The organism is Acinetobacter pecorum, assembly GCF_014837015.1.
Taxonomy (GTDB): Bacteria; Pseudomonadota; Gammaproteobacteria; order Pseudomonadales; family Moraxellaceae; genus Acinetobacter; species Acinetobacter pecorum.
The window spans coordinates 14,893-38,979 of sequence record NZ_JACSPT010000019.1; the positions used below are offsets into that span (position 1 = coordinate 14,893).

At 35.4% G+C, this 24,087-nt stretch carries 26 protein-coding genes; 10 read left to right on the top strand and 16 right to left on the bottom strand.

Annotation, left to right across the window (positions count from 1 at the left end; all coding sequences use genetic code 11):
* Nucleotides 1–89: 89 nt before the first annotated feature.
* The 9 genes from virB5 to H9629_RS12795 all read right to left on the bottom strand — a co-directional run bounded on the left by virB5 (nucleotide 90) and on the right by H9629_RS12795 (nucleotide 8,881).
* Nucleotides 90–791, bottom strand: a complete 702-nt coding sequence (gene virB5 / locus H9629_RS12755) for a P-type DNA transfer protein VirB5 (RefSeq protein ID WP_004644764.1) — start codon at nucleotides 789–791, stop codon at nucleotides 90–92.
* An 11-nt stretch (nucleotides 792–802) separates the two neighbouring features.
* Nucleotides 803–1,828, bottom strand: coding sequence for a type IV secretion system protein (locus tag H9629_RS12760; protein WP_015060255.1), 1,026 nt, complete (start codon nucleotides 1,826–1,828; stop codon nucleotides 803–805).
* A gap of 23 nt (nucleotides 1,829–1,851) precedes the next feature.
* Nucleotides 1,852–2,151 carry a hypothetical protein gene (locus tag H9629_RS12765; protein ID WP_015060256.1) on the bottom strand — a complete coding sequence of 100 codons (300 nt, stop codon included), beginning with the start codon at nucleotides 2,149–2,151 and terminating at the stop codon, nucleotides 1,852–1,854.
* Nucleotides 2,152–2,153: 2 nt separating this feature from the next.
* Nucleotides 2,154–4,616: a VirB4 family type IV secretion/conjugal transfer ATPase gene (locus H9629_RS12770; protein WP_015060257.1), complete on the bottom strand. Its 2,463-nt coding sequence runs from the start codon at nucleotides 4,614–4,616 to the stop codon at nucleotides 2,154–2,156.
* Between the two features lie 7 nt (nucleotides 4,617–4,623).
* A complete protein-coding gene (locus H9629_RS12775; RefSeq protein WP_005407440.1) occupies nucleotides 4,624–4,950 on the bottom strand; it encodes a type IV secretion system protein VirB3 in 327 nt (108 codons plus the stop codon).
* Nucleotides 4,950–5,255, bottom strand: coding sequence for a TrbC/VirB2 family protein (locus H9629_RS12780; RefSeq protein WP_004644768.1), 306 nt, complete (start codon nucleotides 5,253–5,255; stop codon nucleotides 4,950–4,952). Before H9629_RS12780 ends, H9629_RS12775 begins: the two co-directional genes overlap by 1 nt.
* Nucleotides 5,256–5,389: 134 nt before the next feature.
* Nucleotides 5,390–6,067 carry a lytic transglycosylase domain-containing protein gene (locus H9629_RS12785; protein WP_015060258.1) on the bottom strand — a complete coding sequence of 226 codons (678 nt, stop codon included), beginning with the start codon at nucleotides 6,065–6,067 and terminating at the stop codon, nucleotides 5,390–5,392.
* Nucleotides 6,067–8,319 (bottom strand): type I DNA topoisomerase, encoded by a 2,253-nt coding sequence (gene topA / locus H9629_RS12790; RefSeq protein WP_015060259.1) that lies wholly within the window; start codon nucleotides 8,317–8,319, stop codon nucleotides 6,067–6,069. Before topA ends, H9629_RS12785 begins: the two co-directional genes overlap by 1 nt.
* Nucleotides 8,320–8,602: 283 nt before the next feature.
* Entirely contained in the window at nucleotides 8,603–8,881 is a 279-nt protein-coding gene (locus H9629_RS12795; protein WP_005248732.1) for a hypothetical protein, read from the bottom strand.
* Nucleotides 8,882–9,407: 526 nt separating this feature from the next.
* Here H9629_RS12795 and H9629_RS12800 point away from each other — a divergent pair.
* Complete coding sequence (locus tag H9629_RS12800) at nucleotides 9,408–9,680, top strand: hypothetical protein (RefSeq protein ID WP_191731215.1); 273 nt, start codon at nucleotides 9,408–9,410, stop codon at nucleotides 9,678–9,680.
* A 30-nt stretch (nucleotides 9,681–9,710) separates the two neighbouring features.
* On the opposite strand, the gene H9629_RS12805 is transcribed toward H9629_RS12800, so the two are convergent.
* Nucleotides 9,711–10,031, bottom strand: coding sequence for a hypothetical protein (locus H9629_RS12805; RefSeq protein WP_005248735.1), 321 nt, complete (start codon nucleotides 10,029–10,031; stop codon nucleotides 9,711–9,713).
* An 11-nt stretch (nucleotides 10,032–10,042) separates the two neighbouring features.
* A complete protein-coding gene (locus tag H9629_RS12810; RefSeq protein WP_005253305.1) occupies nucleotides 10,043–10,315 on the bottom strand; it encodes a hypothetical protein in 273 nt (90 codons plus the stop codon).
* 1,188 nt (nucleotides 10,316–11,503) lie between these two features.
* Between H9629_RS12810 and H9629_RS12815 the strand changes: the two genes are divergently transcribed.
* The 8 genes from H9629_RS12815 to H9629_RS12850 all read left to right on the top strand — a co-directional run bounded on the left by H9629_RS12815 (nucleotide 11,504) and on the right by H9629_RS12850 (nucleotide 19,196).
* Nucleotides 11,504–12,709, top strand: coding sequence for a replication initiation protein (locus H9629_RS12815; protein ID WP_015060260.1), 1,206 nt, complete (start codon nucleotides 11,504–11,506; stop codon nucleotides 12,707–12,709).
* Between the two features lie 907 nt (nucleotides 12,710–13,616).
* Complete coding sequence (locus H9629_RS12820; RefSeq protein WP_015060261.1) at nucleotides 13,617–14,135, top strand: J domain-containing protein; 519 nt, start codon at nucleotides 13,617–13,619, stop codon at nucleotides 14,133–14,135.
* A gap of 89 nt (nucleotides 14,136–14,224) precedes the next feature.
* The gene (locus tag H9629_RS12825; protein WP_131319720.1) at nucleotides 14,225–14,539 is read left to right on the top strand and encodes a hypothetical protein; all 315 of its coding nucleotides are present in this window, start codon (nucleotides 14,225–14,227) and stop codon (nucleotides 14,537–14,539) included.
* 363 nt (nucleotides 14,540–14,902) lie between these two features.
* The gene (locus tag H9629_RS12830; RefSeq protein ID WP_005253312.1) at nucleotides 14,903–15,283 is read left to right on the top strand and encodes a DUF6573 family protein; all 381 of its coding nucleotides are present in this window, start codon (nucleotides 14,903–14,905) and stop codon (nucleotides 15,281–15,283) included.
* A gap of 152 nt (nucleotides 15,284–15,435) precedes the next feature.
* Nucleotides 15,436–16,212, top strand: coding sequence for a ParA family protein (locus tag H9629_RS12835; RefSeq protein ID WP_005253313.1), 777 nt, complete (start codon nucleotides 15,436–15,438; stop codon nucleotides 16,210–16,212).
* Between the two features lie 3 nt (nucleotides 16,213–16,215).
* Nucleotides 16,216–17,253, top strand: a complete 1,038-nt coding sequence (locus tag H9629_RS12840; RefSeq protein WP_015060262.1) for a ParB/RepB/Spo0J family partition protein — start codon at nucleotides 16,216–16,218, stop codon at nucleotides 17,251–17,253.
* Between the two features lie 222 nt (nucleotides 17,254–17,475).
* The gene (locus tag H9629_RS12845; protein WP_015060914.1) at nucleotides 17,476–18,135 is read left to right on the top strand and encodes a plasmid mobilization relaxosome protein MobC; all 660 of its coding nucleotides are present in this window, start codon (nucleotides 17,476–17,478) and stop codon (nucleotides 18,133–18,135) included.
* Entirely contained in the window at nucleotides 18,135–19,196 is a 1,062-nt protein-coding gene (locus tag H9629_RS12850; RefSeq protein ID WP_015060264.1) for a relaxase/mobilization nuclease domain-containing protein, read from the top strand. Before H9629_RS12845 ends, H9629_RS12850 begins: the two co-directional genes overlap by 1 nt.
* Before the next feature lie 45 nt (nucleotides 19,197–19,241).
* On the opposite strand, the gene H9629_RS12855 is transcribed toward H9629_RS12850, so the two are convergent.
* The 4 genes from H9629_RS12855 to H9629_RS12870 form a co-directional block, all read right to left on the bottom strand.
* On the bottom strand, nucleotides 19,242–20,177 hold the full coding sequence (locus H9629_RS12855) for a hypothetical protein (RefSeq protein ID WP_015060265.1): 936 nt from the start codon (nucleotides 20,175–20,177) through the stop codon (nucleotides 19,242–19,244).
* A 71-nt stretch (nucleotides 20,178–20,248) separates the two neighbouring features.
* Nucleotides 20,249–20,587 carry a DUF192 domain-containing protein gene (locus tag H9629_RS12860; RefSeq protein ID WP_015060266.1) on the bottom strand — a complete coding sequence of 113 codons (339 nt, stop codon included), beginning with the start codon at nucleotides 20,585–20,587 and terminating at the stop codon, nucleotides 20,249–20,251.
* Between the two features lie 116 nt (nucleotides 20,588–20,703).
* The gene (locus H9629_RS12865) at nucleotides 20,704–21,999 is read right to left on the bottom strand and encodes a Y-family DNA polymerase (RefSeq protein ID WP_191731216.1); all 1,296 of its coding nucleotides are present in this window, start codon (nucleotides 21,997–21,999) and stop codon (nucleotides 20,704–20,706) included.
* 24 nt (nucleotides 22,000–22,023) lie between these two features.
* The gene (locus tag H9629_RS12870; protein WP_015060268.1) at nucleotides 22,024–22,605 is read right to left on the bottom strand and encodes a LexA family protein; all 582 of its coding nucleotides are present in this window, start codon (nucleotides 22,603–22,605) and stop codon (nucleotides 22,024–22,026) included.
* 155 nt (nucleotides 22,606–22,760) lie between these two features.
* On the opposite strand from H9629_RS12870, the gene H9629_RS12875 reads away from it, so the two are divergent.
* A complete protein-coding gene (locus tag H9629_RS12875; protein WP_191731217.1) occupies nucleotides 22,761–23,465 on the top strand; it encodes an IS6-like element IS1008 family transposase in 705 nt (234 codons plus the stop codon).
* Nucleotides 23,466–23,671: 206 nt separating this feature from the next.
* Here the strand turns inward: H9629_RS12875 and H9629_RS12880 are convergent, their stop codons facing one another.
* Nucleotides 23,672–23,890 carry a hypothetical protein gene (locus H9629_RS12880; protein ID WP_016805099.1) on the bottom strand — a complete coding sequence of 73 codons (219 nt, stop codon included), beginning with the start codon at nucleotides 23,888–23,890 and terminating at the stop codon, nucleotides 23,672–23,674.
* Nucleotides 23,891–24,087 lie beyond the last annotated feature (197 nt).

The window sequence follows — 24,087 nt, forward strand, 5'->3', positions numbered from 1 at the left end:
AATATATTTTGGTTTTGTAAATTCAATGTTTTCTGAAAAATTGCAAAAAAAATACCCATTTCAAAAGAAATGGGCTTTTTTTTAAAAGTTTAGTTACCAGAGTAGCCGTCAAGAATGTTGCCTTTTTGGGCAGCACGTTTTAATCGGCCTTCAATTTCAAGCTGTTGTGCTGCATCTTTTTGAGCTTGCGCTTGCGCCTGCATCAAAGCAATTCGGTTTGCATCATTAGCAACTTGTGACTGTTCCGCTTGAATCCTAGCCTGTAACTCAGCGATAGCTTTAGCATCAGTAGTGTTATTAATCTGTTTACGCAGATTATCAATCTGCTCAGTACGCAGATCCGCAACGCCTAACGCTTGCTGATTTAAAGCCTGTGTTTGTGCATTGTTATTTAATGCAGCTTGACAGGCTTTATAGTTCTGGCCAGTTCTAGAAGCACAGTCATAAACCATTGTGGCATCACGAATGTTTCTAGCTGCTGAAGTCATACCATTGACACCGCCTTGTTGGATGCCTTTATAAATGTCAGCAACGTCACTTGGAATCACGTCTTTAAGATATGGATTATTGACAGCATCACCGAAACCACGAATACCAGTAATGGAATCGTATTGCTGTTTTGCCTGTTGGATCTGGTTCACCATCTGATTGTATTGCTCACCCCAAGCCACCATATTTTGAACAGCTTGAACAAGGTTAGCACCGTCAATGACAGGAATACCTGTAGCATTGGCTTGACCACTAATAAACAAAGATGAACCTAAACCCAAAGCTAACAATTGTTTTTTCATTAGAAAAATTCCTACTTGTTTCTTTTGAGGTTAGAGAGAGTATGTCGTTGATATAACGGCTTAGATCCTCCTGTATTCGAGCTATTGGAATTATTAGAGCTGCTAGAATTCCCTTGAACACTTCCCCCAGTAGTAGGAGTAGCTGAAGCACTATCAGATTTTGAATTATTACCGCCACCACCTTTAGTAATTGCTTGAGCTACAGCACGACCGACACCTTGAACACCCGCCCCACCTGTTATGGCTGAAGCCATCGTTGGAATGTTCCACATGATCACTACAATAGTTCCCGCAACAATACAGAGGGAAACTACAGAAGTAAGAATGTCACCCGCATCAAAGTTATTAGCGATTTGCGTACACATGCCTGAAACGAAAGCAAAGAGCATACTGATAATTGCTGTGATAAAGCCTATGGTGAAAACATAGCTCAATGTTTGAGAAAGCCAACTTTCAAAATATTTTTGTGTAGCAGGGAACATTGCACACAGAATGAATATGGGACCAACGCCTAAACAAAGTTGCAGACTGATTTTTGCCAGTAAATATAGGCCAGTACCAATGAAGAACAATAGGAATTGAGCGACAGAAACAACAGCAGCAGATAAATACAAGCCAATATCAGGGAAAACGCCAGAAGCTGATTCAGCTTCTTCACCTAATTTTTGGATTAAATCACCCCACGGAACGCTCACTTGATCCAGTAAAGCACCTAACGAAGATTCACCACCTGGACTAACAATCTGAATTAAACCTATGGCTAGTCCGTTAATAGCTTCAACAACAAAGGATTGATAGACTCCCGCACTTAAAGCAATTCCACCAACAAAAGCGATCTTAAAAAACTTCCATAAAGCGGTATAAATAGAATCTTCTTGTGCGCCAGTCGCAATATTGTAGCCAATGATCAGGATATAAATTGTTGCAGCAGTCAAAGCTATAGGAACAATTGCAGAAGCGATATTACTACTAACACCTGTCACGTAACTTGCTAATAGAGAATCAATTTTTGTTTCTAATGTAGTAATAATTGCCATTGCAATCCCCTATGAATCCTTAATTATTTTGAATCTGGGTTATATCCATCGAGGATATTTCCCGATCCTTTTTTAGTTTCTGGTTTTACTGCTTTTTGCGGTGCAGAAGGATCATATTCATCAAGAATATTGCCCTTTTGGGATGCTCTAGCCTTGCGCTGCTTCAGTTCTTCTTGCTGTTCAGCAGTTAAGTCTTGAGGTTTTAATTGTTGTGCAGCCTTCACTTCTTCTTTTAACTGCTTAACCTGTTCCTTATCATCAGAACATGCAGTTGTTAAAGTAGAAATAACCAACAAACTAGATAGTGCTAAAAACTTAGTCATGACTAAGCAACTCCTTTTTCTGAAATTAATTTTTTACGTTCTGCGATCCGTTGTAAGAAAAGTTCGCCCCAATCGTTAGGATCTTCACCAACTTCATTCATGAGATTTTCGAGAAGTTCTACATTGTCCTTAGAGCCTGAAATAATCTGTAAAACGTCACGCATTTCACCTAGATCCATTTTGCAGAGTGCGGAACGGCTACCCTGCTTAACTAAAAACATGCGTGAGTTTTCTTCTAGCTCTTTAATAATTTCAAATTCTTGCGGAGTGACCTTAAAGCCGTTTACATAGTCATCGTAATCAGCGCGAGGATTAGGTAAAAAGATTTGAGTAACGCTTTGTTCAACCATTGTTTTACCAATGTCAGAATCTAAAACGTCACTTGGGGATTGCGTCATAAAGACACCTAGACCATTCAATTTACGAATAGTTTTCTGCTTATCTTTGGCAAAATCTTTGAAATATTCATCTGTTAATGGCTTCCAAAACTCGTCCATCCAATAAATAAATGGACTACCATCAATCAATGAATCTGTGATGTGTAATAGATAAGCCATGATTGGTGTACGGACTTCAGGATCATCTAAAAATTCCGTGTAGTCATAACCAAAGATTGGCATTTTGGCTTTAGAAAAGTCTTGAGTATCGTATGGATTATCAAAGACCCATGATAAATTTCCGTCATGATCAGCAGTGTTACACCATTTAGCTAAACGATCCTGAAGCGAATCACCTCCGCCATTTACTTTCAGATTCATATATAAAACTGAAAGTCTGCGGAGTTCTAACGGCATATCATCACGCATAATGGTACGAACAGCCTGACTGATTTCCAGATCTTCGGCAGCATTACGAACGCCACCTACCAGAATTTTTACAAGCTTTTCTACAAACTGAATATTTGTTTCAGTCGGTGGTAGCTGCAACGGATTAAAGCCAGTTGGTACACCACGCTCTAAGGCATAGTATTGCCCCCCAATCCGTCTAATCCCAATTTCTGCGCCCCTATCTTTATCAAAGAAAACACCCTTCAGATTTTTATACTTACAAGCAAACATCATCATGGCCATGACTAGGGTTGTTTTACCCACACCAGTTGTTCCAATGACACACGTATTACCTGGCATCTTGTCATCTGTAGAATCTTGCTTATCAGGGCTAACATGATGATTAAAGTAAAATGGTTGACCACTTGGAGTTTTAAATAAAGCTAGTGCTTCTCCCCAAGGATTGCCGTCACGCTTACCTCTTGCGAAGTTATGAAAAGGGCTTAAAGCAGAAAAATTTAGGCTTGTGAGATATGCTTCTCTTGGACGCATATTAAAGTTACCAGCTAATTGCGAGAACCATGCACATTCAGGAACAGTATCAATTACAGCCATTTTGAAACCTGCTTCATCTGATAGAGCAGTTCTGGCACTCGAAACATTTAGAGCAACTTGATTTGGTGAATCGCCAAAAATCGCAAGCGTATAGTGATATTCGCCTAACTGGAAATTCCCGCTATTAGCTTCACTCATAGCCAGATCAATATCACGAATCTCTTGATCTGAAACGTCCTCTACAGAATTTAGTTGGCCTTTAATTGTTTTTAATTTATCTACAGCATCACGCTTGCCATAAACCGTGAAACTTTGAGTTTCAATGTATTCATAGTTTCCATACAGGATGGAATTGCACATTCCTGATTCTGATAAACGTGGAAATTCTTGAATATCCAGAAAGCCTACATATTTTTGAGCTTCAGGATGTTTGATCTGTAAATAGCCATTTTTGTCACCAAAGAACAAGCGACTACTTGGAATATATTGATCAAGATTAGCCTGTCTTAAAGGGATTTCTTCCCAAACTCCATTAGTTAAGAAACCAAGCAGATTACACATTTCGGAGTAGACAAAACCTTTCTTGGTATAGGTCACCAGACGTTCTGGATTGTAGTGATATAGACTTGCTTCAACCTGTTTGGCTACATCATCCAAAATATCGAGATCCCGCTTAATCTGCTTTTTCAGGGCTACTGGATCACGACTAGCTTTACTCTTAAAAATCTTTGTTAATCTGGAAATTTCAGGACGATAAAGAATTGTTAAATACAATTCAGTAGCCATCTGTTTATTCTTTTCACCCTGAAACTGCTGATAATATCTTTCATTAAAATCAGCAATAAAATCATTTTCATAAACGCCATTTAGACGTTCATTAACTCCCCTACGAATCTTATGCGTCCAAACAGCAAAGTGACCGCCACCTAAAGCACGATAAAAATTATTTAATCCTTCTTTACGGATTCTAATAATATCGGCTTCAACTGTTTCAAACGAAATGCCTTCTAATTTCCATGTAGCAATATATTCACCATTTTTAAGCTTAATAACATTGTTGGAAACATGATTACCAAACGGCAGATAGTCTGAAATTGCGACTTCAGCATTTGCGCTATCTTTAACTTGCTGTTTTGAACGCATGATATTGTTATTTCCTTTTCTTTAATTTAAGTGGCGAAAATGAGATTGCTCCCCATTTTTGATGGTTCTGGATCTGTTTCCCTCTTATGCGCCACCGCATCAATACTTGCTTTAATCGTTGGTCATCTACTTTTGTTATTGCCCGCATCCAGAAGTAAATAGGCACATAAATAGCTGCTATAAATAAAGTCACATAGGCACTAAGTAGATAAAAAGACCAACCCGCTAAAAGAATTGCTACCCCCGTCACCAACAAAAAAGGCAACATTGGAACGCCAAAAAGCATGGCAGGACGAGTGCAACCCCTGAAAATTGGATCAGAAAAATTCGACATTAGTTAATCAGCCAAGCAGCGATACCCGCAGCACCACCTACCAAAATGCCCCCGATAACGATGTTAGAAATGTCTGACCACTTCGCTTGTTGCCAAGCCAATTTAAAGCCAGCCCACATGATAGTGATGGTAAATACAGTTACAGCCACACCCGCTAAGACTGACTGAACATTAGCCATAACCGTATTAACTTTTGAGATTTGAGCAAAAGCAGGGCTTGAGATTAACGTCATGAACAACATCAATACGCTTGCTTTGATACCAGTCGTTTTAGTCGTTGTTATTTGCGTTTGATTTGCTTTCATTATTTTCTCCAAGTGAAGCAATTAAGACCTAGCGCATTAAGTACCAAGAACAATATTTTTGGAAAATCAAATATTGTTCATTGGTACTGTATATTTAATATATTACACTAAGTTTTAAACTTTTTGAAAATATTTTAAAAGATCATAGAAGATTTTAAACTTTTTTCTTTTTCTTTAAAATCTGTGCCGTTAGTTAAGAAAAATGAAGGCCGTTTCTCCACTACTGGAAGGCTTTGAAGTTCTGTATTTTCGGTATATCCACTGGAGTTAGGCATATCTGCATTAGTAGCAAAATATGCAAGCTGTTCCGAGCTATTCATAGGAGGTGAGGGAGGATTGAATTTTACAGGCATGGTATTGAGTGAACCATTAGCAAAATAATTCAAATTTCTTGATACTTTCGCTACATACCCATTTCTAAATCCTGATGAATGGTTGCCAGTGTTATAGCAAGACATAGCTTTATAAATATCTTTGCCTTTTGCCCTATTTCGGCAGTCATTAAAGATAAATTGCATTGCGCTTAGATTGGTGCAGGGATCAAAAACTTGCTCGACACTAAGATTTAGTCTTTTGAAATTAGCACTATTAATTTGAGCAAAACCAACATCAATATTTCGTCCCTGGCTAATTAATTTTTTGGCCATAGATACAGCTTCTTCATAGCTAGTCGGCTGTTTTTTAAGACCTGCGGCACGATTAACCCCTATCGCAAAAGGATTAAATGAGGATTCAGATTTAACAATTGCAGACGCAATATTCACATCAACTTGTGGCGCACATTGTTGTGCCAAAACTACGAAATCAATCATTACTTTTTCACCTCAAATTTTGGCTTACCTTTTTGATCTGGATAAGTAGCGGAGCACCCATTTTTATAGTTGGTACACCCCCAAAAATAGCCATTTGCCCCATTGATCCGTCTTAAATCACTGGCACATTGAGGACATGAATAGACTTCAAGAAGTGGCTTTTTATTAACTTCAGGCAAAAAGACTTTGCAATCTGTTTCCCGATTGGGACAGAACCAGATCGGATCTTTACCTTCTTTTTTGGATCTGAATAATGGCGTTGAGCATTTAGGGCAAGGATATTTGATTTTCTCTACTGGCTGACCTTTCTTGTCGTCCATAGAGTGCTTACATTCCTGATCATTGCAGATCCAGAAAAATTCTTTAGTTTGCGAATTTTGGAATTTATTTAAGCGACCTGTTTTACATTTAGGGCATGAATGAATAACTTTTTCGACTGGTTTACCCTTGTCGTCATCCATAGAGTGCTTACAGTCCTCACTGCTACAAATCCAAAAAAATTGATTGGTTTTAGTATTCTTAAATTTCTTTAACTGGCTTTTACACTTTGGACAATGTATTGCGTTTATAGCTGTAAGTTTTGAAGCTGTACTTAGCTCTTGAGCAAGTTGAGTGTATAAGGCAGAAACAACCGAATTATATGAAGTTTCACCAGATGCAATTTTATCTAGCTGCAACTCCATCTCTTTTGAATAGTGCAGATCCAGAAAGCTAAACTTAGCTTTCAACAGACTACCAATTAGATCATTCCCTAATTTAGTTGGTTTTAAGACTTTCTTCTCTACCTCCAGAAAGCCCTTATTCAGAATATTGGCCATGATTGATGAATAAGTAGAAGGGCGACCAATCCCGCAACTTTCCAATTTTTTAATTAGTGAAGCTTCTGTATAGCGTTTTGGTGGCTTAGTTTGTTTTGCAATAACTTCACCGCTTTCAATATCAACTACAGAACCAACTTCTAAGACAGGCACCACGCCTGAAGGCTCGTTTTCATCTTCATTCAGGCAGTCTTTACCAAAAATCATCCACCCTTTTTTTATTAACTCACGGCTTTTAGCATGGAACTTATATTTCCCATCTTCAGACAGTAATTCCAAAGTAACGGCTTTATATTCAGCTTTGGCCAATTGACTTGAAATAGTACGTTCCCAAATCAATTGATATAAAGCTTTTTGTTCTGGTGACTTTCCTAGATCTTTATCAATTATGTGAACAGGTCGGATTGCTTCATGGGCATTTTGCGCCCCATCTTTTTCCTTAAACTTATTAGGCTTTTCAGGTAAAGAAAATTGATGTTCATTAGCATAAGCAAAGATTTCTTCTACACTTTCATCAGCTATGTTTAGGCCGTCAGTCCGAATGTAAGTAATTGCCCCCTGTTCAAATAATGCCTGTGCTGCTTTGGTTGTTTGTTGAGGGCTAAAGCCTAACGCTACACTAGCAGCTTGTAAAAGTAGGGCTGTAGAGAACGGAGAAGGAGCATTTGAATACTCTGTTTTTTCAGTGCAGTTTAAAACTTTAACTTTCTTAGTTTTTGCAACTTCTTCAGCTAAGGAACTATCTAAAACATAAGGCTGATCCTCAGTTACAAAATCTGTTGTAACCCATTGCGAGATCCATTTTTTAGGCTCTTTATCAAAACTCAAATTAACGCCAAAGTGGTTAGTAACTTTGAATTTCTGGATTTCGATTTCTCTAAGGACAACGATTAAAACAGCAGGAGATTGTACCCGCCCCGCAGATGAAGGCTGACCCATAAGATCAGATGCAATAGGGGAAACTAGATAGCCCACCAGACGATCTAAAGCCCTACGTGCTTCTTGAGCATATACAAGCTGATAATCTAAACCACGCCCATTATTAATGGCTTCTTTAATAGCTTTTTCTGAAATCTCATTAAATTCTATTCGTTCAAATTGACCATCTTCCAGACCTAAACATTCTTTTAAATGCCATGAAATAGCTTCACCTTCCCTGTCTGGATCGGTAGCTAAATAAATCTTGTCTGCTTTATTCAAAAAGGCTTTTATTTTTTCAATACGTTTTTCGCCACCGTCAAAAGTTCTGTCACTAACTTTGGCATCAGGAATAAATGAATATTCCATTGCAAAATCATTGGCTATATCAATACCTAAGCCTTTTCTTGGTAGATCCCGAACATGGCCAACACTGGCCACAACTTTAAAATCAGATCCTAAATAACTTCCAATTTTTGAACATTTGTTAGGAGATTCAACGATTACAAGATTTATGGGTTATTTCCAAATTGTAAAATTTAGGAAACTCGAAAGCCCACAAAGAAAAGATGAATATAAGAAAGCAACTACTTGAAATTTAGTGAAATCTATAAGGATTTCTAAAAGCAGTGCATCTTGTGGCATGAAGCACACAAGATAAACACATGAAATAACTAGAAAAAATTTTAAAAAATTTCCATATTTATTTAAACTTATAGCCATTTTCTTAAATCCCATCTTAGAGCTTTAAAGAATACAATCCAAAATATACCATATTGGAAATGGCTTTTGTATTTTTTTACTTGATTCTTATTATTTTTACTTCTTCTGTATAAATTTTTTCTTTCAAGAAATCATTAAGCCTAGTCAGATCCTTAAAGATCCTAGCTTTATCTTTTTCTCGTCTTGTTGTTAAAGTCCAAACCTTTTGGCCTGACCATGCCAGTTTTGCTGTGATAAAAAATCCACCCTCAAATTCATTAATAATTAACTCTTTAATAAATCCTTGTTTATTAGATTCCTCTAGCACCACCTCTGAAATAGAAAAATCAGGATCAATATTTATAAAATCAGTCATCCATAAAACCTTTTAAAGCACCCATAACAAAGGTGCATTATGATCAATTTAGGTAATCTTGGTAAAGTTTTTTAAATAATTTAAAGAAATTTTAAATATTTTAGCTAAATTCTGCTTTAGTCATGACTAAAAACCTCGATGCTTGGATAAAAGCTGCAGCGTTTATCCAGGCATCTATATTACCTATCTAATCCAGATCCATAGCAGACATATCAGAGCAAAGTGTCTACTTTGCGAACTGGCGCAATCAGTTAAATTTACCCTTCCCTGATTACCGTTGATTTTCAAGCGAGCTTTAAAAAGCTGTGCTTTTTAAATGGCGACCGCAGAAAATAAACTGCTCCCATTTGATTTAGTAGCGGGATTTAAATAGTACATAGCATGAGGTTATTAAAAGGGTTATAACCTCACGTTAAAACATACTATTGCAATGCTACTCCTCATAAATGGCGACTCGATATAAGTAGTAAATTATTTGAAAAGGACTTAATATCCACCTGTGGACATTTATTAAATTGGATAAGTTATGACTGAAGAACTAGGAACAGAAACAGAAACAGAAACAGAAACAGAAACAGAAGGAAAGGTATTAGATCGCAGAAAAAGATATAGAAAAAAGCCTACTACCAAAACTCCACTATCAGTTTATTTCAATATGGATGTTCCTGAAGATGTTGAAGCATTGGAAGCCTTAGAATATTTAAAAGATATTTATGGCGGGGAAAAACAAGGAAAAAGTGTAGCAGTCAAAGAAGTTTTAAGAATTTTCTATAAACAATTGCAAGAAAAAAAAGCCTGATTTAATCAGGCTTTTTTTTCTTGCAAAAACTTAGGACTTTTTAACTGTAGTGACTAACTTGTCATCTACATAAAGATAAACTCTTTTATTATGTGTATAAGATGAAATTTTAGGTTGTCCTTCTCCCCCTCCAACAGATCCATCTTGATTACTGCTGACGAATGAACAGTGAGGAAAGCCTTTACCTTTAGCCAGATCTTTTTTTACGTCACTAATTGTAGACTGACATTCAGAAACATTAAGACCGCCAGCAAAGCACATAAAAGCACGACAGCCATAATTTTCATCTTTAGCTGCAACTAAGGCAGATGCACTAGCTAAAGTTAAACCTAAAATAAATTTTTTATACACAAGTAGTCACTCTATTTAGATGAGTTTTCCAGTACGAATAACTTGCCTTCAAAGTTTAGAGATATTGTTTTGGCATTGCTGCACATTGAATAAATCTCTTGAATCAAGAAGGGTAAATTCCGTGTGAATCGAATTTTTCCTGATGCGGTATGAATGACGTGATCAACATCATTTACTTTAACAGTCACAAAATATTGGAACTGTTCGTTCATACCAATTTCAACACCATAGTTATTGGCGTTGAAGTCATCGACTGTTTTCAAGTCATTCATCGTTAAAGCCATTTCTGCAAGATCCCTAGTTTTTTAAAAGTGAAGTACGGATTCTTACAAAATATAATTAATTTAAAAATGTAACTGAAGTGTAACTGTGTGTAAAAGACACAAAAACAACAATTATTTTTAAACGCTTTTAATATATATCAAAAAGTTTAAAGCTTTAATGAAATATTTAAAACTTTTGTAAAAAGTTTGTATATATCAAAGCTCATATTTTTTTTAGATCCCTTCCCTTTTTGTCATGTAAATATCACTTTAATAATCTTCTAAACATTTCTAAAAACTTTTTAAAAAAAACTAGAATCAGGTTTAAAAAGAGTTTAGATAAAGTTTAGGATTGTTTAGTACAGTTTAAGAGCCTTAATTTCTTTTTGTAAAACATAAGTTTGCAAGCCTATAACTATACGTTTTGTCGCTATAACTATACGTTTTGTCGCTATAACTATACGTTTTGTCGCTACAACTATACGTTTTGTCGCTACAACTATACGTTTTGTCACATATCTATACGTTTTGTCGTAAATAATCCACAAGCTTATCAACAGAATACAAAAAATGGCTAAATTTTTCTTAAAAATCAGTAATTAGTTAGGTGTTTAGCTCTAACTTATTATATTTTTGCGTATTTTTTAGCCTTAATCCATGCTGCACTCTCAAAACTATACGTTTTGTCGCAACTTCCCCGCATAACTATACGTTTTGTCGCAAACCTGCGATTATGCGTACTGGATACGATTATATATATTTTTCAGGAATTAACTAGATTCTTGCAAATCTAATAAGTTATTGTTTTATATGAATAATTATATTAAAGAACGATTTTTATTTTTTGGTGCTAAAAAAGATATTTGTATAGGCTTAAAATCATAACTATACGTTTTGTCGCATCGTAAGTAATTGATATTTATATAATAGTTATAAATATTCAAAATTGAATATTTTTTATCTGGTTTTTGTGTTAAAAATAGCCATACGTTTTGTCGCAACGTAACTAATTGAAATAAAACAAAATACTTAAAAAGGAAAAACATTTATTTTTTTTATACTACTACAGGGGTATAAAGTAATTTTACTGATTTTTAATAAATATATATTTTAAAAACAATATCTTATAATCTTATTTAATAACCATACTTGATAAATATACTTGTATAGTTATAATGATTTCAAGAGGAATAACGGATTTACAAAAAAATGCAGAAAATTATTGGCTCACAAGGCTTAGAGGACTATACACAATCAAATACAAGGGCAAAATTGACCGATTTAGTTGTGACCCGCAATGATTTTCCTACTGCCAGATATAGCATTGATCTCAATCTTGAGAAGCTTATGTACTGTGCAATGATCATCGTAAGAAAGAATGAGCTTCAAAATAAGACCTCAATTACTCATGACGACTTCATTTATGTGAGTAGCGAAAACTTTGGAGAATTGACTTCCCCAATGGCTAGAAAGGAAGTGCTTACAGCAACAGATAAACGTGAAATTCAGAGAAATGCTGAAACTGCTTTAAAACGTATTTATACAAAATTTGATAACCCAACTATGTTGGTTAAAGATGGGGAATCTGACGAACCTGCTAAAGTTCCGATGATGACTTATTGCCATTATGACAAAGCAACTAAATGTATTAAGGTCAGATTTGCAAAAGAATTTTTTGAATATTTCTATGATCTAGTTAAGAAAGTAGATGAAAAAACTAAGTCATTTAGTAGCCATGAACTGAAGCATATTATCTTATTTAATTCGAGCTATTCCCTTCGTTTGTATAGGATCTTAATGAGCTATATGTGGCGTACATCAGAGGTCACTATTGATCTGGAAGAATTAAGATGGATGCTTGAATGTGAGGATAAATATAAAGAGTTGGCCAATTTTAAAAGCCGTGTTTTGAATGTAGCTCAGGATGAAATTAACGAACTTAGTAATATTAATGTCAGTTTTGAGAACGTAAAAAATGGAAAGGAAGTAGTTGCTATTAAGTTCATTTTTAACTTGAAAACTGAATATAAAGAGCAAGGACACATCAAATTTATAGATAAAATGAAAAAGGGCTATCTGGCTGCTGCAATTCCATTTAGTGATGATGGATCACACTTTAAAGCACCTGATCGTATTAAGCATTTCAAACAACCAGTAAAAGTATCTCCAAAGCAAATCAGCACCTTAGTAAATTGCAAAGAATTTTTACTAGATTATGGATATTTCTTAGGTAATTTAGACGAGGATACTTCTAAGGTAATCATGAGAACTCTATTAACTGAAAAGTTAGATAAGCTTAATGCTCATAAGCCGATAGATATGGATTATTACTTCTGGTTACAGGCAAAACGAGGGATTATTACTAATAGCAATAATGATAAGAAGGACGATCAGGACACAGACTATCAGGATTAATATCTAAAAAGCATACCCACCATATTATCTTAAACAGACTTCGCTAATTTAAGACAATATGGTGGTTCAATTTAAAACCTTCAAAAACTCTTATTAATCTATATAAAAATTATCTTTTCTGTTCGCATCCAAATAGTAAAATTTAATAATTAGCCAGTTAATACCTTAGTCATGACTAAATATGTATGTTTAGCCTAAGTGGAATATTTTACCATTTTTTTAGAATATTAATTTACACCCATATAATAAAAACAATAACTTAATCTTAATGTTTCCCAAAATTTGGCCAAACCTGTAATATTTTGTCAATAAATTTAGTTTGATAAGTTTTAAGTATTTAGTTTTTGCCTTACCTACCCCTAAATTTTTTAGTTTTCTATGCTATCTGGTCGCCACCCATGCGGGCTGGCTTTAGGTATCCCATTTTAGATCAAAGGGGAGCAGTTTATTTTCTACGGTCGCTATTTAAAAAGCACAGCTTTTTAAAGCTCGCTTGAAAATCAACGGTAATCAGGGAGGGAAGGTTTTGCTTTTTCCATAGTTCGCAAAGTAGACACTTTGCTCTGATATATCTTCATGGGATCTAGTGCATCATTTTCCTTAGTCATGACTAAGGGGGAAACAATTTTTCATCTTGCGTCCTTTAAGCTCATTTTAGCGTGTTTTTGGGGTTGGTGTGGGGGTATTAGACATAAGGTGAAAAAAGGCTGTCAGCAGCCTAAGAATTGAAAATATAAGCATTATAAAAGCAGACCAGACAAAATAATTAACTACCTATTTTTTATATATTTTTATCATTAAAAAAATTAGTCATGACTAAGTTTTTGCTTGAAAGTCCACAGGTGGACTGATATAATGATTTTATCAGGACGCATCGGGCGACCTGAAATAAAACAGGTATTTAAACATGAAACATTTTTCATCAGTTACATCATTAGACGAGTTAAAACTTCAGTACAAAAAACTAGCTTTTAAAAATCATCCTGATCGTGGCGGTAAAACCGAAGTAATGCAGGAAATTAACAGCGAATATGAACAGCTTTTAAATCGTATTATTAATGAAGCATCAAAAGATCAGTATCAAGACAGTTCCGAAAATGGTCGTGGTTTCTGGTCAAGCCGTTCAGAACATTCTGAAGTTGAGAAAAAAGTAAAACAGGCTATTGATGCAATTATCAATCTGGATGGTTTAGATATTGAAATTATTGGCGTTTGGGTTTGGGTTTCTGGCGACACTAAGCAGCACAAAGAAAAATTAAAAGAAGCGGGTTTTGTCTGGAATCGAGTGCAATGTAAATGGGTGTTCATTGGTAAAAAATCCAATGGTCGGGGCAGAATGACTTTAGATCAAATGCGAGAGTTACACGGCAGCCAGAAAGTTAAAAAAACCAGAATGACAGAAGAAAGACAGCTTTTAACAGCTTAATGAAGAAGTCCCCGAAAGGGGGCTTTTTTTATCAATATTCTTAGTCATGACTAAGATTTTTATTGAATGTCCACAGGTGGACTGATATAATGATTTTATCAGGACGCATCGGGCGACCTGAAATAAAACAGGTATTAATTATGCGAGCTTCAGTAGTAGCAATATTTACAAACTATCCTACAGGTAAACTGGTTCATTTTTGCGGTCATGAGGTTTTAACTGGATCTAACTATAATATCTGGTTTCCAATCTTTGATGAAAAAACACTATTCCAAGAAATTGAAAAAATCATGATTAATTGCCGAGTAGCCCACAATGTTACTCATATTGAAAGAATCAGAAGGGGCGACAATGAAAACGGTTATTTTGAAGATTATAGAATCACTTATAACTTAGCTGTTTAAGGCAAACCTCCCATAATGGGAGGTTTTTTATTGGGGGCAGTTTTTTTGGTTTTTAGCTTGTCTAAAAAACATAAAAAATTGTCTATCTGTTCTGCTTTATATACGCTCATTTTGGCCTGTTTAGGTTTGTGCTGGGATTAAACTAACTTCATATATAAAAAAGGCTGTCAGAAGCCTAAGAATCGCAAATAAGAACATCTGAAAAGCAGTTTAGCCAGGTATTAAAACAGATATTTTTCTACTCAATTTTCCCTATAAAAAATTAGTCATGACTAAGCTTTTGCTTGAAAGTCCACAGGTGGACTGATATAATGATTTTATCAGGACGCATCGGGCGACCTGAAATAAAACAGGTTAAAAATCATGGAACAATACATTTCAGTTTACACACGTCAGCAAGCCATTGAAGAAGGTTTTCTAGTTGCAATCAATTCTCTTAGTCCTAAATTAGATGGACTTGCAAAAGAACATTATAAGCATCCTATCTGCTTCACTTCTGCGCTTTGGGCGGTAGTTGATAAGGCTGTAAAAAATGAAAAATGGCTTAATGACTTAGAGGGCGTTATTCATGACATTTTATGGATGAGCCGAGCATATAAGACACCCCTAAGCCCTAGTGCGGTACGTTTTACAGTGATTATCACAGGCGCAGGTCGCAAGAGAAATCATATTTTAGAATTGCACGTACATGGTGGAGATCAAGGAGAACCAGTCATAACAATTGGTTATCCTGAAGATTTTTAATTTACGTCCTCCCTTTATGGGAGGATTTTTTTATGATAAAAAACTTAGTCATGACTAAGAAAATGCTTGCAATGTCCACAGGTGGACGTTAGAATATACAGCATAAGGACGCAATAGGGCGACCCTTAATAAGCCATTAAACTAGGTGAAATATGAAAAAAGTTGTTGCTTCAAATCAAAAGGGCGGTGTGGGGAAATCTGCAATCATTTGCCAGTATGCACACTATTTGAATTCTTTGGGCTTACGTGTATTAGTCATTGATCTAGACCACCAGAAAAACACTACAAAAGCCTTGATTACTGGCGGGGCTGTGACTGTAGCTAATGTATCTGCTTTCGACATGCTGACTAAAGAAGATCAAACTATTTCAAATCCTGAAGGCTTTACTTTGGTACAAGCAACACCAGAATTAACAGCTATTGAAAAAAATGGCACTTTGCATAATAGCTTTGCCACCAATTACCAGAAGTTTTTAAAATCAGTTGATTCTTTATTTGATGTTTGCCTGATTGATACCAATCCAAATCCCGACATTCGCCAAGTGGCTTCATTGATTGTTAGTGACTATGTTCTAAGTCCAATTCAGTTGAATCAGGAAGCTATTGACGGCATTGGTGGATTACTGAAGCAGATCCAAGCAATTAATCAAAAGCTAAACCCAAATTTAAAATTAATCGGCATCCTTCCGAATATTGTTGAACCAACTCCATTCCAGAAAGACAACCTAAAAGCTATTGTTCAGCATTTTTCAAAGTACCTGATCAAAAACTCAGACGGTAGCTATGCTTTCGTTAAAAAAACGACTGCAATCGCTGAAGCCCAAGCGCAAGGCATACCAACAAATAAATTGGGTAAAACTAGCGGTTTTACCGCATGGGCTGAATTAAAAACAGTTTTTGAAAGCATTAACAAGTTTATGGAGATTTAAGGAATGTTAGATTTATCAGCTTTGGAAGGTATTGATCTAGGTAATCCTGCACCAGTAGCAGACGGAACACCTAAACAGATTCCACTTACAGATATTCTTGAAGATCCAGATCAGCCGCGTGTCGAATTTCCAGAAGATCAGATGCAAAAAATGGTCGAATCAATCAAGGCTCGTGGAGTTAAAACACCTATTAGTGTTAAACCCCACCCAACAGAACAAGGCAAGTGGATCATCAATTATGGAGCTAGACGTTTTAGAGCTTCAGTGATGGCTGGCAAGGAAACTATCCCTGCTTTTGTTGATAATGATCATGATGATTATGATCAGGTCATGGAGAATAAAGAACGCCTTAACCATTCACCTATTGAGCTTGCACTTTTCATCCAAAAGAAAATTAAGCAAGGCGAGAAGAAAAACGTAATCGCTAAAAAGTTAAATGAAGATCCTGTTTTTATTTCTACTCACCTAGCTTTAGTGGATATGCCAGAGTGCTTATCTAAGGCTTATGATGCAGGTTTTAAATCTCCAAAGACTTTGTATGACTTACGCAAACTTTGGGAATCATTCCCTGAAGAAGTAAACGCTTGGGTGGATGAATCTTTAGAGAATGGTCAAGACATTATCAGATCGAAAGTACAGGCTCTATCTAAAAAGTTAAAAGAACCTAAGCAAGCTGAAGCGACTGAAGCAGATCCAGAATCAGAACCACAGGCGCAAGAAAGCCAAGAGCAAACCGCTATTATTGATGATAATGAATCTTTCAATTTTAATGGGAATGATCAAGCTGAAGCGACTGAAGAACTTGAAGTTAAAAAACTGATGGATCAATCGAACCAGAAAGAGCAGCCAGAAGCTAAAGAAGAAGATCCAGACAAAATCAAAAAACCGCTTTTAGTTGTTATTCATGACGGCAGACAAGCGAACCTGATGCTTAATAAAAAGCCTTCTTCTTTGGGTTTTGCATGGATCAAATACGAAGATGGAACAGAGGTATCCGTAGATTGCAGCAGCCTTGAAATCGAGTATTTACAAGAAGCCTAAACCTACCAATGGAAAAAGACCTTGCTAATGCAAGGTCTTTTTTTGGGCGGGTTTTCCCGACCACCTAGCTTGATTACCCTTAGTCATGACTAAGGAGAAAAGAGGGAAAAAAGAAGATATATAATCTAGGGCAGGATAGGCAGTAGCCGTTAAAATTGCCATTTTGTCACCCAGTTGATAGAATGGGATAAGCAAAATATTACTTTGCTTATGGAATTAATCATGACTAAAGACAATAAAATCTTTTTCAGAGTTGATCGGGCAGTGCTTGATTGGTGGGAAGCAAAGTGTGAAAAACAGGGAATTAAGAAAGGCGCACCTTTCCAAAAAGCGTTAGAACTTTCTTATCAAAAAGAGAATGATCCAGAATATTCAGGACAAGATTTTTCCTTGAATCTTGAAAAGGACTTAGCCGAAAAAATCTATCATTTAGCTAAGTTTGAAGAAGTAGATCCAGACGACCTGATAAAAAAAATGATCAAGGAAAAGTTATCTGAAATAGAAAAAACGCAAGACGTTATAGATGTATTTGAAAAAACATCACGCAAAGAATTACGGCTTAAACCAAGTTTGATGAAAGCCATTAATGAAAAAGCAGCACAGATCGGCATGAAACCGAATCAATATATCATTTCGGTTTTAACAGCTAATGTCACAAAAGATTCAATATTCTTTAGCCAGGAAGAAGCTCTTAAACTTGGTGAATCAAATAGTCAGCTTTTGGCGATTGGTAGAAACCTAAACCAAATGGCTAAGAATATGAATCAGGGTATTTATGAATCTTACGATAGAGAATTTGTCGAGCGAGTCCATCAGCTAGTAAAAGCTCAAGTTAGGCATGTTTTCACTCTATTAGAGCGCAATAAAAAGAGGTGGGAATAATGGCTAACGGAAGCAGTAAGACTACCAGAGAAGTGCAAAGCACCTTGCTTGCTCATGGTGAGCAGCTACTTAATGGATCTAAAGTTAGGCGTGTTAATCAGACCCAAAGTTTAGATACTTTTTTAAATGACCTGTCTAAGCCTAAAAATGGATCTGGCCATTCAGCTAAATCATCTCCAAATAGCGTTAAAGCAACTTTAGATAGAATTAGTAAAAAGACCCCTGAAGTAATGGTCAAGGTTACTGGTGGAGGTAATTCTATGGGTAAGGTGAAAGCTCACATGGGATATATCACTCGGAATGGACAATTAGAGGGAATTGATCAGGACGGAAATAAAGTTAATGGTAAGGATGATATAGAAGATACTGCTGAAGATTGGCAAATGTCAGGTACACCTATTTCTGATGAAGAATCTAAATATAAGCAGGCTTTTAATATTGTATTATCTATGCCGAAAGGTACGGATGAAAAAGGCGTTTATGATGCTGCAAAAGAATTTGCAGAGGAACATTTTAAAGACCATAAATATATGATGGTGCAGCATACCTTTACCAATGACCCTTCAAAAGATCCAAGTGAAAACCCGCATGTGCATGTTGTTGTTAAAGCTGTTTCTGAAAAAGGTGATCGGTTAAATATTAGGAAGGCTGACCTTCAGGAATGGCGAGAAAGTTTTGCTGAAAAATTAAGATCCAGAGGGATTGAAGCGAATGCGACAAAACGTATAGCTAGGCTTCAAAAAAATAGAAGTGATAAGCAGTCAGTTAAACAAATGAAAGAGCAGGGCAAATCGTTTAAGCGATATGGTAAAAATAAGGCCAGTCCAGAACGTGTCCAGAAAGCTAAACAGCAAGAAAAAGAAGCATTGACGCATTACAAGGAAATTACTAAAGCTCTATCACAGTCACCAGATCCGCAAGATAGAAAACTAGCAGTTGATCTAGTGGACTATTTACGGAAAAAGGTAGAAGTTAAAAAACCAGTGCCACAGCCACAGATTCAACCTAATAAGCTAGATCTTCAACACGGAAAGAACAAGGGGAAAGAGCAAGACCGTTAATAATATAAGGGAAGGATAAGGCGCAATACTGTGCTTTAGTGCCCTTTAAAAATCCTTAATTTTCTGAGTGGGCATACCTAATTTAAACATCCTATTAAGCTCAGAAATTGCATATTTTAAATCTTTTTCAGGTATATGCTTAACATCAAAATATTCAATTTGGCCAAACCTAGCTTTATATAATGCAATTCGTTCTATTCTGTGTCGTTGCATCTGCACTGTTGACGACATAATTCGATCCATTAAATAGAATAAGTAATACGATGTGATCTGCATACTGTCTTTAATCATAAATCCATGATTTTTTGTACTTTTATAGTCATATAGTGTTTCATCAATACAAATATCTGCATCTATCCCACCTAGTGCAACACGGATATTTGCAGAATATCTGGGATTGTATGTGATCAGACTATCAGGCTTAATAAGACCATTCTTAATGAATACATTATCAAAATTTTTGACTAGGGAAGATATATCTTCATAAACCACTTTCTCCGTTGGTTTTAGTATGTCTTTCTTTGTTGCTACTGGTAGAAATCCAGATCGCCATAGATTTTCTAATTTAGCCAAAAGAATAATTCCACCAATAAATTCTTCATTTAGTTCTAAATCGTTTGATTTATTAGCCAGTAGAAAATCTATGTGATTTTGAATTTTTTTATACAATACCAAAATGCTTTTGTTTTTAGTTTCCTCTAGAAAGCTGATAATTTTAGGCTGCTCAAATTCCTTAGCACTCAATTCAGTATTCGTGTAGTACGCACAAATTATTTTAGATAAGTAGTCAAATGCTGTACCAACCAAGCCTGAATCATAACTACTCGTTAATTTATGTTCACTCATAACTTCATAATTAGTAAAAGGAGGAATACCACTGTAAGTTTTGAAATCTTTTTTTTGGGGTGCGACACTTTTTATAATTTCTTTTACTTCTTTGCACTTAGGATCTGAAGATTTCAGTATCGACATTAAAGACATATTTTATACTCTTTATCCATATAGTTACTATTCAAACAATTTTAAAGATATTAAAGACTAGATTGAAAAATCTAAGTTTTTATTCTTTCTAATGCAAATTGAATCTTTTCTTTGGGGCAGTACTGCTTTTGGGAAAATTTTTCCATTACAGCCGACCCAATAATTTTTTTATCTGCATTAAAGAAAAATATCTCTAAGTCATAAGGTACATTGACCATATTAAAACAGGTATAAATCGGCTTGTTCCACGTAAAGACTAACGGCTTTAATGAGGGATTTTCTTTAAAACCTATTTCTTGATCATGTTCCCTATATAGGTACAGAGCTGTTAATTTTTTTCCGTTAAAGCTAAACGTCTTTACTTCTTTATCTTGATCAAAGTAAGGGTTGTAAACCTGTTTAAAGGCCATAACAGACACTACTATTAAAAGAGCTATAAACGCTGCATATTTTAATTTCAATTCCTGTTATTCCTTTTAGCCAGGTGGCAAGTCACATGAAAAAAAATTGTCTTAGTCATGACTAATTATTTAACACTCATAAGTTGATCCCATTTAAAGTAATTGGGAGACAGCTTATTACGTGACATATTCCAATTTCTATCAGGTAGCATACTGGCACCTAATCCTATTTTGCTCTTACCAAATTTATTCTGTATATCATCGAGTGAATCCATAAGCTTATTACTTGATTCTATCTTATTCATGTCCGTGAATAGGTCATAAATATGAGTAGCTTTAGGTTCAAGACAAGTGAGGATAACACCACATTTTTTAAATCCAATATTCTTCTGGTATAGCTGATCAACCATTGAGGTAACAATTTTAGAAAGTAATAAACTATTGTCTGAAGGATCAGGTAAAGCGTAAGACAAAGATTTATTATAAAAAGGCTCAGAACTATCAAATGGATTAGATTGAACAAAACTAATAATACAGCCACATAGTAAATTTTCACTTCTTAAACGGCTTACGGCATCTTGAACATAAAGAGTAATCGCTTCTTTAAGATCCTCACAGCTATAAACTTTCTGGCCAAAGGAACGGCTTGCTATTATTTGTTTTCTCGCTTTAGGACTTTGCTCAATTTCAATGCAGGAAATTCCCTGTAATTCTAATAATGTTCTGTGCATGACTATGGAGAATTGATCTCTAATAATTAAGGGTGAAGTACAGACAAAATCTAGAACTGTACTAATGCTTAGGCTATTCAGCTTTTTAGTATGCTTTCTACCAATACCCCATACTTCACTAACTTCTATAGATTGATATAAGCCCTCAATCGAACAATAGTCCATTGAAACAAGGTTACATACACCTTTTAAATAACTATTCTTTTTAGCGATATGATTAGCCATTTTTGCTTCTGTTTTAGTCCGTCCAATTCCAATACAGGCCGGCAAACCTAGCCAACGTGATAGCCGATCCAGAATTAAATAAGCATAAGCAGTTAGATCATAATTTGAGGCATAAGCAGTTAAATCTAAAAAGCATTCATCAATCGAATAAATTTCTTGTTCTTGAGGTGTAACAAATTCAGCTAGGACTTTTATAAATCTGCGGGACATTTCCGCATATAGAGCATAATTACTAGAAAGGACTGTAATGTTGTGCTGCTCTACAAGATCCTTGAGTTGAAAAAGAGGTACACCCATCTTTATTCCTAAGTCTTTAGCTTCTTGTGAACGAGCCACAGCACAACCGTCATTATTAGATAATACGATTACTGGTTTATTATTCAGGCTTGGATTAAAGACACGTTCACAACTTACATAACAGTTATTAATGTCTACCAAAGCAAAGATCTTATTTTGATTTTCCATGTAGATTAGACCAATAGGATTAGATTATTTATGTTTCCTAAATGGCTTAATGACAAAGGTCACGACACCCCATATTAATAATTCTTGGCAATCATTAAGGTGAATATCGTCATAATCTGGATTTTCAGCTTTAAGCCAACACTTATCACCTTCAACCATTAATCGCTTAACGGTGAAATCATTGTCAATTAAGGCAATAACAATATCTTCGTGTTTAGCTTCAAGACTACGATCCACTAGAAGCTCATCATCAATTTCAATGCCTGCGTCACGCATGGAAAGAGAAGCAACTTTGACAACAAATGTTGCAGCTTCATTTTTCACAAGGTGTTCATTCATATCTAAAGTTTTATCAATATAATCCTGTGCGGGAGAGGGGAAACCAGCAGCTACTTTTTCAGAAGCCAAAGGAATACGTTTAAATGTTGTAGGATTAATTAAGGTAATAGAAGCCACATCATTGAAAGTAGGCTTTTTATTGCCCGCTAAGAAATTTTTAATCTCTACAATACGCGATTCTGGTACACGCATAGTCTTAGTTGGTTCATTATAAATTGCCTTTCTTCCTGAACCTTTCCTATAACCACCTTTTGTATTCGCATTCATAAAAGCCCATTTGATTTTGTGACAAAATCAAATAATAATACTTAGCCTACAAGATAGACAATTAAATAATGATGAAAGGTATAAGATTTTCTGGCACTGTTGCAAATAGGCTGACATGATAAGCTAAATATCTTATTTATTTCGAGATACAGCAGATGAATCCCTTCCACGGTCGGCACTTTCAAGGTGAAATCATTCTTTGGGCTGTTCGTTGGTATTGTAAATATGGCATCAGCTATCGTGAACTTCAAGAAATGCTCGCTGAGCGAGGCATCAATGTGGATCACAGTACAATTTATCGTTGGGTTCAGCGTTATGCTCCAGAAATGGAAAAACGGTTACGCTGGTATTGGCGTAATCCTACAGATTTACATTCATGGCATATGGATGAGACTTATATCAAAGTGAAGGGGCGATGGACTTACCTGTATCGCGCAGTTGATCAACGTGGTCATACGATTGACTTTTACCTTTCCGCTAGACGGAACAGTAAATCAGCCTATAGTTTTCTAGGAAAGATCTTCAATACGGTGAAAAAATGGCAAATTCCACGGGTCATCAATATAGATAAAGCAGCGACCTATGGCCATGCTTTATCACGATTAAAGCGAGAAGGAAAATGTCCAGTAGATATTGAGCACAGGCAAATTAAGTATAAAAATAATGTCATTGAATGTGATCATGGTAAGTTAAAGCGAATCATCAGAGCCACATTAGGATTCAAATCTATGAAGACGGCTTATGCCACAATTAAAGGTATTGAAGTCATGCGTGCACTACGTAAAGGACAAGCATCGTCATTTTATTATGGTCAGCCTCAGGGTGAAGTGTGTCTAATCAACAGGGTTTTCGGTCTCTAAGCACTTTTTAAAGGGAACTTCATCGACTCAAATCTCTATTTGCAACAGTGCCCATTGAAATGGGATTAAAAAAAAATACTTTATTTTTAATATTATGATTATATGTAGTTCAACTAATGGTGTGATAGGTTTTAGTTATAAACTTATTCATTCAGGAATTATATTGCTGAATGAATAAGTCTAATTGATTTATTTATGCAACCCAACTATTCATTTGATTCATTTGATTCATTTGATTCATTTGATTCATTTGATTCATTTGATTCATTATTTTTAACTTGTTTTTGTTTAGAATTTTCAACTTTAGAAGCTTTTAAATTTTTTTCAAGAAATAACAATCCGCCATCTGCATAACTAAAACTTGCGATACTAAAGAATGCACTAATTAACAGTAATTTAGTACAAAATTTATTTTTGAATAGCATGTTTATTTACTCTCATTTAATACTTGTTAGATATTCTAACTTTAAAGAATTAACACCCAGAGGACTCATAAATTACATTCTTGTAATTTTAAAATGTCTCAGGATGGTGTTTAAAGTGCGTGTGATAAATAGAAGTGTAATACAGGAAAATGGTAAGGTTTATCAGCCTAGTCATCTGTCCATTATGTAGAAAGAGC

Excerpts from the sequence above, each read along its gene's own strand:
- virB5 (WP_004644764.1), bottom strand. The coding sequence starts at position 791 with ATGAAAAAACAATTGTTAGCTTTGGGTTTAGGTTCATCTTTGTTTATT.
- H9629_RS12760 (WP_015060255.1), bottom strand. The coding sequence starts at position 1,828 with ATGGCAATTATTACTACATTAGAAACAAAAATTGATTCTCTATTAGCA.
- H9629_RS12765 (WP_015060256.1), bottom strand. The coding sequence starts at position 2,151 with ATGACTAAGTTTTTAGCACTATCTAGTTTGTTGGTTATTTCTACTTTA.
- H9629_RS12770 (WP_015060257.1), bottom strand. The coding sequence starts at position 4,616 with ATGCGTTCAAAACAGCAAGTTAAAGATAGCGCAAATGCTGAAGTCGCA.
- H9629_RS12775 (WP_005407440.1), bottom strand. The coding sequence starts at position 4,950 with ATGTCGAATTTTTCTGATCCAATTTTCAGGGGTTGCACTCGTCCTGCC.
- H9629_RS12780 (WP_004644768.1), bottom strand. The coding sequence starts at position 5,255 with ATGAAAGCAAATCAAACGCAAATAACAACGACTAAAACGACTGGTATC.
- H9629_RS12785 (WP_015060258.1), bottom strand. The coding sequence starts at position 6,067 with ATGATTGATTTCGTAGTTTTGGCACAACAATGTGCGCCACAAGTTGAT.
- H9629_RS12795 (WP_005248732.1), bottom strand. The coding sequence starts at position 8,881 with ATGACTGATTTTATAAATATTGATCCTGATTTTTCTATTTCAGAGGTG.
- H9629_RS12800 (WP_191731215.1), top strand. The coding sequence starts at position 9,408 with ATGACTGAAGAACTAGGAACAGAAACAGAAACAGAAACAGAAACAGAA.
- H9629_RS12810 (WP_005253305.1), bottom strand. The coding sequence starts at position 10,315 with ATGGCTTTAACGATGAATGACTTGAAAACAGTCGATGACTTCAACGCC.
- H9629_RS12815 (WP_015060260.1), top strand. The coding sequence starts at position 11,504 with ATGCAGAAAATTATTGGCTCACAAGGCTTAGAGGACTATACACAATCA.
- H9629_RS12820 (WP_015060261.1), top strand. The coding sequence starts at position 13,617 with ATGAAACATTTTTCATCAGTTACATCATTAGACGAGTTAAAACTTCAG.
- H9629_RS12825 (WP_131319720.1), top strand. The coding sequence starts at position 14,225 with ATGATTTTATCAGGACGCATCGGGCGACCTGAAATAAAACAGGTATTA.
- H9629_RS12830 (WP_005253312.1), top strand. The coding sequence starts at position 14,903 with ATGGAACAATACATTTCAGTTTACACACGTCAGCAAGCCATTGAAGAA.
- H9629_RS12835 (WP_005253313.1), top strand. The coding sequence starts at position 15,436 with ATGAAAAAAGTTGTTGCTTCAAATCAAAAGGGCGGTGTGGGGAAATCT.
- H9629_RS12840 (WP_015060262.1), top strand. The coding sequence starts at position 16,216 with ATGTTAGATTTATCAGCTTTGGAAGGTATTGATCTAGGTAATCCTGCA.
- H9629_RS12845 (WP_015060914.1), top strand. The coding sequence starts at position 17,476 with ATGACTAAAGACAATAAAATCTTTTTCAGAGTTGATCGGGCAGTGCTT.
- H9629_RS12850 (WP_015060264.1), top strand. The coding sequence starts at position 18,135 with ATGGCTAACGGAAGCAGTAAGACTACCAGAGAAGTGCAAAGCACCTTG.
- H9629_RS12855 (WP_015060265.1), bottom strand. The coding sequence starts at position 20,177 with ATGTCTTTAATGTCGATACTGAAATCTTCAGATCCTAAGTGCAAAGAA.
- H9629_RS12860 (WP_015060266.1), bottom strand. The coding sequence starts at position 20,587 with ATGGCCTTTAAACAGGTTTACAACCCTTACTTTGATCAAGATAAAGAA.
- H9629_RS12865 (WP_191731216.1), bottom strand. The coding sequence starts at position 21,999 with ATGGAAAATCAAAATAAGATCTTTGCTTTGGTAGACATTAATAACTGT.
- H9629_RS12870 (WP_015060268.1), bottom strand. The coding sequence starts at position 22,605 with ATGAATGCGAATACAAAAGGTGGTTATAGGAAAGGTTCAGGAAGAAAG.
- H9629_RS12875 (WP_191731217.1), top strand. The coding sequence starts at position 22,761 with ATGAATCCCTTCCACGGTCGGCACTTTCAAGGTGAAATCATTCTTTGG.
- H9629_RS12880 (WP_016805099.1), bottom strand. The coding sequence starts at position 23,890 with ATGCTATTCAAAAATAAATTTTGTACTAAATTACTGTTAATTAGTGCA.